The sequence below is a fragment of the Streptosporangium lutulentum genome (assembly GCF_030811455.1).
GTDB classification, from domain to species: domain Bacteria; phylum Actinomycetota; class Actinomycetes; order Streptosporangiales; family Streptosporangiaceae; genus Streptosporangium; species Streptosporangium lutulentum.
The window spans coordinates 3,688,084-3,701,734 of record NZ_JAUSQU010000001.1 but is presented as its reverse complement, the minus strand read 5'-3'; the positions used below and the strand labels follow the sequence as shown (position 1 = coordinate 3,701,734).

The 13,651-nt window shown below is 69.6% G+C and carries 11 protein-coding genes and 2 riboswitches; of the genes, 7 read left to right on the top strand and 4 right to left on the bottom strand.

The window, feature by feature from the left end; all coding sequences use genetic code 11:
* Positions 1 to 61 precede the first annotated feature (61 nt).
* The 4 genes from J2853_RS16560 to thiC form a co-directional block, all read right to left on the bottom strand.
* Positions 62 to 493: an SRPBCC family protein gene (locus J2853_RS16560; protein ID WP_307558898.1), complete on the bottom strand. Its 432-nt coding sequence runs from the start codon at positions 491 to 493 to the stop codon at positions 62 to 64.
* A 68-nt stretch (positions 494 to 561) separates the two neighbouring features.
* Positions 562 to 1,743 (bottom strand): acyl-CoA dehydrogenase family protein, encoded by a 1,182-nt coding sequence (locus J2853_RS16555; RefSeq protein WP_307558896.1) that lies wholly within the window; start codon positions 1,741 to 1,743, stop codon positions 562 to 564.
* A 100-nt stretch (positions 1,744 to 1,843) separates the two neighbouring features.
* The gene (locus J2853_RS16550; RefSeq protein ID WP_307558895.1) at positions 1,844 to 2,452 is read right to left on the bottom strand and encodes a class I SAM-dependent methyltransferase; all 609 of its coding nucleotides are present in this window, start codon (positions 2,450 to 2,452) and stop codon (positions 1,844 to 1,846) included.
* Positions 2,453 to 2,645: 193 nt separating this feature from the next.
* Positions 2,646 to 4,379 carry a phosphomethylpyrimidine synthase ThiC gene (thiC, locus tag J2853_RS16545; protein WP_307558893.1) on the bottom strand — a complete coding sequence of 578 codons (1,734 nt, stop codon included), beginning with the start codon at positions 4,377 to 4,379 and terminating at the stop codon, positions 2,646 to 2,648.
* Positions 4,372 to 4,484, bottom strand: a riboswitch (TPP riboswitch). Its footprint overlaps the gene before it by 8 nt.
* Positions 4,485 to 4,577: 93 nt before the next feature.
* Here thiC and clsA point away from each other — a divergent pair.
* The 7 genes from clsA (at position 4,578) to gcvP (ending at position 13,614) form a co-directional block, all read left to right on the top strand.
* On the top strand, positions 4,578 to 5,174 hold the full coding sequence (clsA, locus tag J2853_RS16540; protein ID WP_307558891.1) for a cardiolipin synthase ClsA: 597 nt from the start codon (positions 4,578 to 4,580) through the stop codon (positions 5,172 to 5,174).
* 3 nt (positions 5,175 to 5,177) lie between these two features.
* On the top strand, positions 5,178 to 7,679 hold the full coding sequence (locus J2853_RS16535; RefSeq protein ID WP_307558889.1) for a mannose-1-phosphate guanyltransferase: 2,502 nt from the start codon (positions 5,178 to 5,180) through the stop codon (positions 7,677 to 7,679).
* Positions 7,680 to 7,990: 311 nt separating this feature from the next.
* On the top strand, positions 7,991 to 8,503 hold the full coding sequence (locus tag J2853_RS16530) for a double zinc ribbon and FHA domain-containing protein (protein WP_307558887.1): 513 nt from the start codon (positions 7,991 to 7,993) through the stop codon (positions 8,501 to 8,503).
* Between the two features lie 26 nt (positions 8,504 to 8,529).
* Positions 8,530 to 9,180 carry a transcriptional regulator FtsR gene (gene ftsR / locus J2853_RS16525; RefSeq protein ID WP_307558886.1) on the top strand — a complete coding sequence of 217 codons (651 nt, stop codon included), beginning with the start codon at positions 8,530 to 8,532 and terminating at the stop codon, positions 9,178 to 9,180.
* Between the two features lie 79 nt (positions 9,181 to 9,259).
* Positions 9,260 to 9,730 carry a bifunctional nuclease family protein gene (locus J2853_RS16520; RefSeq protein ID WP_307558884.1) on the top strand — a complete coding sequence of 157 codons (471 nt, stop codon included), beginning with the start codon at positions 9,260 to 9,262 and terminating at the stop codon, positions 9,728 to 9,730.
* A 144-nt stretch (positions 9,731 to 9,874) separates the two neighbouring features.
* On the top strand, positions 9,875 to 10,495 hold the full coding sequence (locus J2853_RS16515; RefSeq protein WP_307558882.1) for a MerR family transcriptional regulator: 621 nt from the start codon (positions 9,875 to 9,877) through the stop codon (positions 10,493 to 10,495).
* Positions 10,496 to 10,509: 14 nt separating this feature from the next.
* Positions 10,510 to 10,601: riboswitch (glycine riboswitch) on the top strand.
* A gap of 157 nt (positions 10,602 to 10,758) precedes the next feature.
* Complete coding sequence (gene gcvP / locus J2853_RS16510) at positions 10,759 to 13,614, top strand: aminomethyl-transferring glycine dehydrogenase (RefSeq protein WP_307558880.1); 2,856 nt, start codon at positions 10,759 to 10,761, stop codon at positions 13,612 to 13,614.
* The last annotated feature ends 37 nt before the right edge of the window (positions 13,615 to 13,651 follow it).

The following is a 13,651-nucleotide window of genomic DNA, read 5'->3' as shown; positions in this document are numbered from 1 at the left end:
ACGAGGGGCCGGGCCCTGAGGAAGGCGCAGGAGCCACCGCCGGGAGGATTTCCGGCGGGACCTACGAGAGGCCGTCCTGGAAACGCTTGTTCAGGGAGGCCAGGCCGGGCTCGAAGACGCCGCGGGTGAAGATCTTGTTGAGCTTCGCCTCGTCGTCGGCCTCGAAGGTGGCCGACCACTCGATGAACGCCTGGCCGCTGTCGGTGACCGGGGCGACCCGATAGGTGGCGCGGTAGTTGGTGACCGCCAGCGGGGACTCCAGGATCTCGTAGGTCGCGGAGCGGGCGTCGTCGTCGAGGACGAGCAGCCGCTCCCTGAAGAGCCCGCCCGGGCCCTCCATCCTGCGCACCGCCCCCGGCTGTGAGTTCACGCCCTCCTCTATCACGCAGGAGGTCATTCCGGGCAGCCACTCGGCCAGGTTGCCGAAGTCTCTCAGGTAGCTCCACACCTCGTCGGCGGGGGTGTTGACCACGGTGCTGGCGTAGACGGACATCGACCACTCCCTCGTGCTCGCTCAGATCTGCTCAATGGTCTTCCCCCGCGGCGCGTCCGGCAACCGGCTCAGAAACTTCTGGGCAGCCCGAGCACCTGGGTGGCGAGATGGTTCAGCAGGAGTTCCTCGGTCACGGGGGCGACCCTGCCGATGCGGGCGTCGGCCAGCAGCCGGGCGACCGGATACTCCAGGGAGTAGGCCATGCCGCCGTGGGTCTGGAACGCGTGGTCGGCCGCCTCCCAGGCGGCCTGGGAGGCGGTCAGCTTGGCGATGTTGGCCTCGGTGCCGCACGGCCGGCGGCTGTCGAACAGCCACGCGGCCTTGTAGAGCATCAGCCTGGCCAGTTCGATCTTGGCCTTGACCTGGGCGAGCGGGAAGGCGATGGCCTGGTTGGCGCCGATCGGGCGGCCGAAGACCTCGCGCTCCTTGGCGTACCGCACGGCCACCCTCAACGCGACCTCGGCGCCGCCCAGGGCGGAGGCGGCCAGCAGGATCCGTTCGGGGTTGAGGATGTCCCACAGCACCCGCGCGCCCTGGTCCACCTCGCCCACCACGTTCGCCGCGGGCACCCGCAGCTCGTCGATGAAGACCATGTTGGACGGGGTGGTGTTCGCGCCCATCTTCGGGATCGGCTGGAAGGAGAGCCGCCCGGCGGCGACCGCGTCGGGGACGTTCACCAGCAGGACCGTCAGGCCGTCGCTGCGGGGCTTGGCCTCGGCGGCGGGAATGGTCCGGGTGACCAGGAGCATCCAGGTGGCGCGCTGCACGCCGGTGATCCAGATCTTCCGGCCCGTGACGACGAACTCCTCGCCGTCACGGCGGGCGAAGGTGGAGATGCCCAGGGCGTTGGATCCGGCGTCCGGCTCGGTCAGGGCGAAACAGGTCTCCAGCTCGCCGGTGGCGAGCCTGGGCAACAGCTCGCCCCGCTGCCACGGGCTGCCGTGCCTGGCCAGGGTCATGGCGCCGAAGCCGGGGGTGAGCACGTACGTGAACGCAGAGCCGCCGGCCGAGCCGGACGCGGACAGGGTCTCGGTGGCCACGGCCAGCTCCAGCAGGCCCTGCCCGCCGCCGCCGTACTCCTCGGGCACGGCCAGACCGAGCCAGCCCCCCTTGGCGAGCTCCGCCCAGACCTCCTCCGGCCAGCGCTTGTCGTTCTCGCAACGCTGCCAGTAGTCCAGGTCGTAGCGCGCGCAGATGTCGGCGATGCCGCGCTGGACGGCGAGCGCGCTCTCGGGAAGGGTGAAGTCCACCGCGATCAACTCCATTCTGGTTGCGGGCGCAATCGTAGAACGATGTTCGGGTAACACTCCACCGCTTCGCGAGGGCGGTCGGCGCGGGCCGTCCGCCCGATCAGCCCGAGGCGTCCGCGTGCTCGTGCGGCCTGCGCGCGTGATAGACGAAGGCCGGCGGCACGTTGCCCCACACGGTCCGGCCCAGGACGACCTCCTCGAAGGTGTCGGTCAGGCGCTTCTTGAAGCGCCGCGCGGGCGGCAGCCGCTTGGCGAAGCTGTAGGCGAAAGTGGTGAAGGCCGTCTGGGGTCCCATGATCGCGACGACGGCGTTCAACAGGTTGGTCTGCGTCTCCGAGGAGAACGCCGCCCAGGGGAGCCCGCTCACGATCACGTCGGCCTTGCCGAGACCGCGCTCCTGGAGCAGTTGCGGCAGCCGTACCGCGTCGTCGACCACGACGTCCACCTTCGGGTTCCGGTCGGCGAGGAACTCGGCCAGCTTCGGGTTGATCTCGACGGCCAGGTGGTGTCCCCGGCCTCCCAGCCGACGTTGGATCTCGGCCGTGAACGCGCCCGTGCCGGGACCGAGCTCGACGATCACGGGATCGCCCCGGTGCGGAACCGGTGCGGTCACCGCCTCGGCGAGTCGTCGCGAACTCGGCGCCACCGCTCCGACGGTCCCCGGGGAGCGCAGCCACTGGCCCAGGAAGAGCGTGGTGTCTTTCGTCATGCTGTGAAGGGTAGAGGGTTCGCGCGGGCGGCGAGTACGCCGCCCTCCCGCTCCGGGAGACCCGATGGACGCGGGGAAGACGGCGCCGGGAACGACGTCCTCCCCATGCCTCACCAGGTGTCCTCACCGGCCCTCGGCGAAGGGGAGGCGGGGCCGGGGGGAACGACGCCCTCCCCGCCCCCGCCGGGCGCCCTCAGAGGCTTTCGACGGGCAGGTAGACCCGGCCGCCCTCACGGGAGAACTCCTCGGACTTCTCCCTCATCCCGGCCTCCAACGCCTCGGCGTCGGTCAGGCCGCGCTCCTCGGCGAACCTGCGCACGTCGTGACTGATCTTCATGGAGCAGAACTTCGGCCCGCACATCGAGCAGAAGTGCGCGGTCTTGGCCGGGGCGGCGGGCAGCGTCTCGTCGTGGAAGGACCGGGCGGTGTCGGGATCCAGGGAGAGGTCGAACTGGTCCTCCCAGCGGAACTCGAACCGGGCGTCGGACAGGGCGTCGTCCCAGGCCTGCGCGCCGGGGTGGCCCTTGGCGAGGTCGGCCGCGTGCGCCGCGATCTTGTAGGTGATCACGCCGGTCTTCACGTCGTCCTTGTTCGGCAGGCCCAGGTGCTCCTTGGGCGTGACGTAACAGAGCATGGCCGTGCCGTACCAGCCGATCATCGCCGCGCCGACGGCCGAGGTGATGTGGTCGTAGCCGGGGGCGATGTCGGTCGTCAGCGGGCCGAGGGTGTAGAACGGGGCGTCGTCGCAGAGCTCGCGCTGCAGGTCGACGTTCTCCTTGATCTTGTGCATGGGGACGTGGCCGGGCCCCTCGATCATCACCTGGACGTCGTGCGCGTGGGCGATCTTCGTGAGCTCGCCCAGCGTCCGCAGCTCGGCGAACTGCGCCTCGTCGTTGGCGTCGGAGATCGACCCGGGGCGCAGGCCGTCGCCCAGCGAGAACGCCACGTCGTAGCGGGCCAGGATCTCGCAGATGTCGGCGAAGTGCTCGTAGAGGAAGCTCTCGCGGTGGTGGGCCAGGCACCAGGCCGCCATGATCGAGCCGCCCCGGGAGACGATGCCGGTCCTGCGCCGCGCGGTCAGCGGCACGTGGGCCAGGCGCACCCCCGCGTGGACGGTGAAGTAGTCCACGCCCTGCTCGCACTGCTCGATCAGGGTGTCGCGGTAGATCTCCCACGACAGGCCGGCCGCGTCGCCGCCGGCCTTCTCCAGCGCCTGGTAGAGCGGGACGGTCCCGATCGGCACGGGGGAGTTGCGGATGATCCACTCGCGGGTGGTGTGGATGTTGCGCCCGGTGGACAGGTCCATCACGGTGTCGGCGCCCCACCGGGTGGCCCACGTCATCTTGTCCACCTCCTCCTCGATGGTGGAGGCCACGGCGGAGTTGCCGATGTTGGCGTTGATCTTCACCAGGAAGTTGCGGCCGATGATCATCGGTTCGCTCTCCGGGTGGTTGACGTTGGCCGGGATGATCGCCCGTCCGGCGGCCACCTCGGCCCGGACGAACTCCGGGGTCACGCCCTCGCGGATCGCGACGAACTCCATCTCCCGGGTGATCAGGCCGCGCCGGGCGTAGGCGAGCTGGGTCACCGGCGCCCCCGTCGCCCGCAGCGGCCGGTCGCCGCCGCCGGTGAAGACCGCGTCGAGGGAACGGAGGTCGCGGGCCCAGGAGTCCCGGTCCCGGTAGCCGTCGTCGCCGGGCTCGGCGGGACGGCCGCCGTACCGGGCCGTGTCGGCCCGGTCCAGGATCCACTCCTCCCGCAGGCGGGGCAGGCCGCGGGTGATGTCGGTGACCTGGGACGGGTCGGTGTAGGGGCCCGAGGTGTCGTACAGGGTGACCGACTCGCCGTTGGTCAGGCGCACCTCGCGCATGGGGACGTTCAGGTCGCCCTGGTAGGTCTTGAAGCTGGAAATACGCGCGGAAGTCATCGCGCAAACTCCCTTCGCCGGCATTATCCGGAGCAGGTTCTAGCGGTCGGCGGCCGCAGTAGCCGTCCTCTCAGCCCGGTCCTCCGGGCTCCCGCGTTGGTTGATCAAAACCATAAACGCTCCCTCGTCCGCCCGCCATCCCCCATTCGCAGCCGACGCAGTAGTGTCACCATCAGGTACGGGGAGGGAGACATATCGGTGAATCCGGAAGCATCGGGGGCCGAAGATCGAATCTGGACGGTTCCCAACGCGTTGAGCCTGGCGAGGCTTCTCGGCGTGCCGGTCTTCCTCTGGCTGGTGCTGGGCCCCCAGGCCGACGGCTGGGCCGTCGCGCTGCTGATGCTGGCAGGGTTCTCCGACTGGCTCGACGGCAAGATCGCACGGGCCTGGAACCAGACGAGCAAGCTCGGCCGCCTGCTGGATCCGCTGGCAGACCGGCTCTACATCCTGGCCACGCTGTTCGGCCTGGCCATGCGCGGCATCATCCCCTGGTGGCTCGCGCTGGCGATCCCGCTGCGGGACGTCATGCTGCTGGGAATCCCCCTCATCCTGCGCCGCCTCGGGTACGGCCCGGCGCTGCCGGTGCACTTCCTCGGCAAGGCGGCCACCGCCAACCTGCTCTACGCCTTCCCTCTGCTCTTCCTCGCCCACTACGACGCCTGGTACGCGGATCCGGCCCGATTCGTCGGCTGGTCGCTCGCGATCTGGGGAACAGGTCTGTACTGGTGGTCCGGGGTGCTGTATTGGGTACAGGTGCGTCAGCTCATAAGCGAGGCTAAACGCCTTAAGAGGTGATCTGTGAAGGCCGTTGTGATGGCGGGCGGGGAGGGAACTCGGCTCCGGCCGATGACCGCGAACCAGCCCAAACCTCTATTGCCTGTGATCAACCGGCCGATCATGGAGCATGTGCTGCGGCTGCTGAAACGGCACGGCTTCACCGAGACCGTGGTGACCGTGCAGTTCCTGGCCGCCCTGGTCCGAAACTACTTCGGCGACGGCGACGAGCTCGGGATGAGCCTGTACTACGCCACCGAGGACACGCCCCTCGGCACCGCCGGCAGCGTCAAGAACGCCGCCGACAAGCTTCGCGACGAGCGCTTCCTGGTCATCTCCGGTGACGCGCTGACCGACATCGACCTGACCGACATGGTCCGGTTCCACCGCGAGAACGGCGCGATGGTCACCATCGGGCTCAAGCGCGTCCCCAACCCGCTGGAGTTCGGCATCGTCATCGTGGACGACCAGGGCCGGGTGGAGCGCTTCCTGGAGAAGCCCACCTGGGGTCAGGTCTTCTCCGACACCGTCAACACCGGCATCTACGTGATGGAGCCGGAGGTCCTCGACGAGATCGCCGTAGGAGAGTCCGTCGACTGGTCGGGCGACGTGTTCCCGAAGCTGCTGGAGCGCGGCGCCCCGCTGTACGGCTACGTCGCCGAGGGCTACTGGGAGGACGTCGGCACCCACGAGAGTTATCTCAAGGCTCAGGCCGACGTGCTGTCGGGCCGGGTGAAGGTGGACATAGACGCCTTCGAGGTCTCGCCGGGCATCTGGGTGGCCGAAGGCGCCTCGGTGGACGCCGACGCCATCCTCAAGGGCCCCCTCTACATCGGCGACTACGCCAAGGTCGAGGCCGGGGCCGAGCTGCGCGAATACTCCGTGCTGGGAAGCAACGCCGTGGTCCGCGAGGGAGCATTCCTGCATCGCGCGGCCGTTCACGATAACGTCTACGTCGGCCCGAGCACCCACCTGCGCGGCTGCGTCATCGGCAAGAACACCGACCTGATGACCGGCGCCAGGGTCGAGGAGGGCGCCGTCGTCGGCGACGAGTGCATCATCGAGGCCGAGGCGTACATCTCCTCCGGGGTCAAGATCTACCCCTTCAAGACCATCGAAGCCGGGGCGGTGATCAACAACAGCGTCATCTGGGAGCCGCGGGGCCAGCGCAACCTGTTCGGCCCGCGAGGGGTGTCCGGGCTGGTCAACGTGGAGATCACCCCCGAGCTGTGCGTCCGGCTGGCCAGCGCTTACGCCACCACCCTGAAGAAGGGCGCCTCGGTCATCACCTCCCGCGACTCCTCCCGCGCCGCGCGGGCGTTCAAGCGGGCCGTGATCAGCGCCCTGAACGCCAGCGCGATCAACGTGCTCGATCTGGAGGCCGCCGCGCTCCCCGTCGCCCGCTTCCACACCGCCAGGGAGAAGGCCGTCGGCGGCATAGCGCTGCGCACCACCCCCGGCGACCCCCAGAGCGTGGACATCGTCTTCATGGACGAGCACGGCGCCGACCTGTCTCCGGCGGCCCAGCGCAAGCTGGACCGGGTCTTCGCCCGGCAGGAGTTCCGCAGGGCCTTCCCCGGCGAGATCGCCGAGCTCAGCTTCCCCGCCAGGGCGGTGGAGGACTACACCCACGAACTGCTGCGCTGCGTGGACATCACCGGGGTCCGCGACGCGGACATGAAGGTCGTGGTCGACTGCGCGGGCGGCACCTCCTCGCTCGTCCTGCCCAGCCTCCTCGGCAGGGTCGGGGTGGACGTGCTGACCGTCAACAACAGGCTGGACGACGCCTCTCCCACCGAGACCTTCGCCGAGCGCCGCCGCGACCTCCAGCGCCTCGCGGAGCTCGTCAGCTCCTCCAGGGCGGCCTTCGGGGTGCGGTTCGACCCCGTGGGGGAGCGGGTCGCGCTCGTGGACGAGATGGGCCAGCTGATCAGCGAGGAGCGGGCCCTGCTGGTGGTGCTGGACCTGGTCGCGGCCGAACGGCGCGGCGGCAGGGTGGCGCTGCCCGTCACCACCACCCGGGTGGCCGAGCAGGTCTGCCGGTTCCACGGGGTGCAGGCCGAGTGGACCTCCACCGCGATCGACGCGCTCACCGCCGCCGCCAGAAGGCCGGAGATGGTCTTCGCGGCGGACGGGCGGGGCGGCTTCATCGTGCCCGAGTTCGGCCCCACGGTGGACGGCCTGGCGGTTTTCCTGCGCCTGCTCGGCCTGGTGGCCAGGACCCGGCTGTCGCTCAGCCAGATCGACGCCAGGATCCCCGAGGCCAAGCTGCTGCGCCGGACGGTGCCGACCCCGTGGGCGGCCAAGGGCGCGGTGATGCGATCGGTCATCGAGGCCGCCGAGCACCACCGCATCGACACCACCGACGGGGTGCGGGTCGTCGCCGAGGACGGGAGCTGGGCGCTGGTGCTGCCCGACCCGGCCGAGGCCGTCACCCACCTGTGGGCCGAGGGGTCCGACGTCGACTCCGCGCAGGTCATGATCGAGCACTGGGCGCGAGTGGTGGAGGAGGCGGCCGGCGGCTGACGGGCGGTCACCCGGTCCCGGCCTCCCGGCCTCCCGGCGAACACGGCGGACGCGGCGAACACGGCGGATCACCTGGACACGAAACCCACAGCAAACACAGCGAATACAGCGCGGCGGCATGGACCGCGGGCAGTACCCGCTGTAACTTTGTCACCGACCGAACCCGCGGTCCGCGTCAGCCTTGACCTTCGCGTCTCATCACTGTAGGTTGCGACATTCGCAGTCTGAAAGAACACTTGAGAAGCGAAGAAGCGAGGCGCGCATCCTGAGCACCGTTGCCGCGTCTTCGCGGTAGGAGGCCGAGCCGATCGATGCCGAGCGTCTACTGCACGCAGTGCGGTCATGCCAACCCTGAGGATGCCCGTTTCTGTTCACATTGCGGGTCGCCGCTGAGCAGGGCCGAACCACCCGGAGACAGCACGTCGACCATCTCCCTCTCCGGGATCGAGGCCTACGAGGCGGAGACCGGAGAGACGCTTCTCGCCGAGCGGCAAGCCGTGGAGCAGTTGCCCCCGGGCACCGCGTTGCTGGTCGCCATGCGCGGTCCCAACGCGGGCAGCCGTTTTCTCCTGGACAACGACCTCACCACAGTGGGCCGTCATCCCGCGAGCGACATCTTCCTCGACGACGTCACGGTCTCGCGGCGTCACGTGGAGTTCTACCGGCACGGCGGCGCGATGTTCACCGTCCGTGACGTCGGCAGCCTGAACGGCACCTACGTCAACCGCGAGCGGATCGAGGAGGTCCCGCTGTACGGCGGGGACGAAGTGCAGATCGGCAAGTTCCGCCTGGTCTTCCTCACCCGTGGCGCCGCTGGAGGATGATGAGCTCGCAGGCCGCTCGTGCGCACATGAGCATCGGGGAGGTGCTCGCTCTCCTGCAGAGCGAGTTCCCCGACGTCAGCATCTCCAAGATTCGTTTCCTGGAGGGCGAGGGGTTGATCGAGCCGGAGCGCAGTCCCTCCGGCTACCGCAAGTTCACCTACGCCGACGTCGAGCGGCTGCGCTACATCCTCAGCGAGCAGCGTGACCGCTACCTGCCGCTGCGTGTGATCAAGGACCACCTCGAGGCGGCCGATCGCGACGATCGGCCGGTCTCGAAACCGCGGGCCGTCCCCGACGACGCGCCCCCCGAGGTCCGTCTCAGCCGCGAGGAGCTCCTCGCCGCCGCCGAGCTCGACGAGGAGACCCTCACAGAGCTGGAGGACTACGGCCTGCTGGCCGCCGTGGCCCGCCACTACAACGCCGAGGCGCTGGCCGTGGCCCGCAGCGTCGGCGCCCTCGCGGCCTTCGGCCTGCGGGCGCGTCACCTGCGGGCGGTCAGGGCCGCCGCCGAGCGCGAGGCCGGCCTCGTGGAGCAGGCCGTCGCCCCTCTGCTGCGCCGCCGGGGGCCGGGCGCCATCGACCAGGCCGACGAGACGGCCAGGGAGATAACGGGCCTGCTGCTGGAATTGCACGCCTCACTTCTGCGTTCGGGCGTTCGTGGGGTCCTGGGCCGGTGAGAACCTGACCAGGCACTCGTACCCCCACGAGTGTTACGTTGAACAAACCGGTCGGAATCCAGCGAAGACGGAGCAGCCCGTGTTGCAGATGGAGGTCGTGGGCGTTCGGGTTGAGATGCCCTCCAACCAGCCGATCGTCCTGCTCAAGGAGGCGCAAGGAGAGCGCTATCTACCGATCTGGATCGGTATGACTGAGGCCACGGCGATCGCCATGGCCCAGGCCGAGGAGCCACCGCCCCGGCCGCTCACCCATGACCTTTTCCGTGATGTGCTCGACGGGCTGGGGATCCGGCTGAGCACGGTCAACATCGTCGCGCTACGCGACGGGATCTTCTTCGCCGATCTTGTGTTCTCGAACGGGGTCGAGGTGAGCGCCCGTCCTTCGGACTCGATCGCCTTGGCACTCCGCACCGGCGCACGCATCTTCGCGAGCGAGGAGGTGGTCCGGGAAGCCGGGGTGATCATTCCCGACGACCAGGAGGACGAAGTGGAGAAGTTCAGGGAATTCCTTGACACGATTACGCCCGAGGACTTTGGTCGCGCGGGGTAGGTATTTCGGTGCATTTACGCTTCACGACGCGCCGGGTGGGGTCGTTGACTGAGCTTGGCCCCAGTCTTACGGTGCAAGTGAAACCTGCGGCCGTGCGCAAACCCCCAGATCAGGCCGTGGGATGAGAGAAAGCCGGAGGTCCGCGTGGCGGTCAGCAGCGGCGAGGATAGAAACGCCGATCAGGATGACCCGGAACGGCGCCAATCGGCACGTCAGCGCGCGGGTGAAGAAGGTCTGCTGTTCGACGGGCAACCGGTGAAAGTGCCCGCCGACATCGGATACAAAGGTGCGACGGCCTGTGCCGCGGTCGGCATCACCTACCGGCAACTGGATTACTGGGCGCGCACCGGACTGGTCGAGCCCACCGTGCGAGCCGCTCACGGTTCGGGTTCCCAACGGCTGTACGGCTTCCGCGACATCCTCGTGCTCAAGGTCGTCAAGCGGCTTCTCGACACCGGCGTCTCCCTCCAGCAGATCCGCATCGCGGTGCAGCACCTGCGTGACCGCGGCGTCAACCACCTCGCCCAGATCACGTTGATGAGCGACGGGGTGAGCGTCTACGAGTGCACCTCGCCCGACGAGGTCATCGACCTGCTCCAGGGCGGTCAGGGCGTCTTCGGCATCGCGCTCGGACGGGTGTGGCAGGAGGTGGAGGGCTCCCTCGCAGATCTTCCCGGCGAACCCGCGGAGTCGGGCGAGAGCCCTTTAGAAGATCATCACGCCGATGAGCTGGCCCGTCGTCGCAGGGCTCGCCGTACGGGGTAAAGTTGTCTCGCCACTGACACCGTGCGGGAGAGACCCCGACAAGATCGGGGCGCCGAAGGAGCAACCTCCCCGGAATCTCTCAGGCACCCTGTACCGCGCGGATGAGGCAACTCTGGAAAGAAGGCACGTCCGCCAGACGTGTCTCACCGACGGTGAAAGTCTCCCCGGCAGGGAAGGCGAAGCTCTCAGGTCGAGGTGACAGAGGGGGAATCCGGCATACGCCCGCGCCCTGCGCCGGTCTCCACCGCATCGGGAGGCTCTCCATGACCGACCTGTCACCGCTCAGTGAGCTCATATCTCCGCCGTTCGCGACCCGCCACATCGGGCCTGACGACGCAGCCCAGACCCGCATGCTGGAGGCGGTCGGATTCGCCTCCACCGCCGACATGATCGCGGTGGCCGTTCCGGAGGCGATCCGGGTCTCCGACCGGCTGAGCCTGCCCCCGGCGGCGAGCGAGCCCGAGGCCATCGCCGAGCTGCGCGCCCTCGCGAAGCGCAACAGCGTGCTCACCTCGATGATCGGCCTCGGCTACCACGACACGATCACCCCGGGTGTCATCCGCCGCAACCTCCTGGAGAACCCGGGCTGGTACACCGCGTACACGCCCTACCAGCCGGAGATCTCCCAGGGCCGGCTGGAGGCCCTGCTCAACTTCCAGACGGTCGTCTCCGACCTGACCGCGCTCGACGTCGCCGGCGCCTCCCTGCTGGACGAGGCCACCGCCGCGGCCGAGGCCATGACCCTGGCCCGCCGCGCGAGCCGCACGACCACGAACGTGTTCGTGGTCGACGCCGACGCGCTGCCGCAGACCAAGGCGGTGCTGCGGACCCGGGCCGAGCCGCTCGGCATCGAGCTGGTCGAGAACGACCTCACTGGCGAACTCCCCGAGTGCTTCGGCGTGCTCGTCCAGTACCCGGGCGCCGGCGGCCGGGTCGGGGACTTCCGCGCCGTCGCCGACGCCGCGCACGCGATCGGCGCCCAGGTGGTCGCCGCCGCCGACCTGCTCGCCCTCACCGTGCTCGCCGCGCCCGGCGAGCTCGGCGCCGACATCGCGATCGGCTCCTCGCAGCGCTTCGGCGTCCCGCTCGGCTTCGGCGGCCCCCACGCGGCCTACATGGCGGTTCGCGAGGGACTGCAGCGTCAGATGCCCGGCCGCCTGGTCGGAGTCTCCCAGGACGCCGACAGGCGCCCCGCCTACCGGCTCGCCCTGCAGACCCGCGAGCAGCACATCCGCAGGGAGAAGGCGACCAGCAACATCTGCACCGCGCAGGTGCTGCTCGCCGTGATCGCGGGCATGTACGCCGTCTACCACGGTCCCGAGGGGCTGCGCCGGATCGGCCTCCGCGCCCACCGGCACGCCGTCGTGCTCGCCGAGGGCCTCCGCCAGGGCGGCGTCGAGGTCGTGCACGACACCTTCTTCGACACCGTGCTGGCCAGGGTGCCCGGCCGCGCGGCCGAGATCGTCGCCGCGGCCCGCGACAACGGGATCAACCTGCGCCTGGCCGACGCCGACCACGTGGGCGTCACCTGCGATGAGAAGACCGAGTTCGTCCATCTGGAGCAGGTCCTGGCGGCCTTCGAGGTCAACGGCGCGGTCCTGGCCGACCTCGACTCCACCACGCACGACGCCCTGCCCGCCGCCCTGGTGCGCACCAGCGAATACCTGACCCACCCGGTCTTCCACAGCCACCGCTCCGAGACGGCGCTGCTGCGTTACCTGCGCAAGCTCCAGGACAAGGACATCGCGCTCGACCGGTCGATGATCCCGCTGGGCTCCTGCACCATGAAGCTCAACGCGACCACCGAGATGGAGCCGATCACCTGGCCGGAGTTCGCCGGGCTGCACCCCTACGCTCCCGAGGACCAGGCCAGGGGCTACATCGAGCTGATCGGGGAGCTGGAGGGCTGGCTGGCCGAGGTCACCGGCTACGACGCCGTGTCGATCCAGCCCAACGCCGGCTCCCAGGGCGAGTTCGCGGGCCTCCTGGCGATCCGCGCCTACCACAAGGCGCGTGGCGAGGGGAGCCGGGACGTCTGCCTGATCCCGTCCTCCGCGCATGGCACCAACGCCGCCAGCGCCGTCATGGCGGGCATGCGCGTGACCGTGGTCGCCTGTGACGACAACGGCAACGTGGACCTCGCCGACCTCACCGCGAAGATCGAGAAGCACCGTGACCGGCTCGCCGCGATCATGGTGACCTACCCGTCCACGCACGGCGTGTACGAGGAGACGATCGTCCAGATCTGCGAGCTGGTGCACGAGGCGGGCGGCCAGGTCTACGTCGACGGCGCCAACCTCAACGCGCTGGTCGGCCTGGCCAAGCTGGGTGAGTTCGGGGCGGACGTCTCCCACCTGAACCTGCACAAGACCTTCTGCATCCCGCACGGCGGCGGCGGCCCCGGCGTCGGCCCGGTCGCGGTCCGCGCTCACCTCGCCGACTACCTGCCCGGCCACCCGCTGCGCGACGACTCCCCGGTCGGCCCGGTCTCGGCCGCGCCGTACGGCTCGGCGGGCATCCTGCCCATCTCCTGGGCGTACATCCGGATGATGGGCGCCGACGGGCTCAGGGCGGCCACCGAGCAGGCCATCCTGTCGGCCAACTACCTGGCCCGCAGGCTCAGCCCGCACTACCCGGTCCTCTACACCGGCCGCGGCGGCCTGGTCGCCCACGAGTGCATCATCGACCTGCGCCAGATCACCAAGGAGACCGGCGTGACCGTGGACGACGTGGCCAAGCGGCTCATCGACTACGGCTTCCACGCGCCGACCATGTCCTTCCCCGTGGCCGGCACGCTGATGATCGAACCGACGGAGAGCGAGGACCTGGCCGAGCTCGACAGGTTCTGCGAGGCGATGACCGCGATCCGGGGCGAGATCGAGAAGGTCGCCTCCGGGGCGTACGACAAGGTCGACAACCCGCTGCGCAACGCCCCGCACACGGCCGACTGCCTGGTCGCCGACGAGTGGGCCCACCCCTACACGCGCACCGAGGCGGCCTACCCGCTGGCCTCCCTGCGCGACGGCAAGTACTGGTCGCCGGTCCGCCGCATCGACCAGGCCTACGGCGACCGCAACCTGGTGTGCTCCTGCCCGCCGCTGGAGGCCTACGAGGACTGATCCACCCGGTGCGGCTCACCTCGCCGGGTGAGCCGCA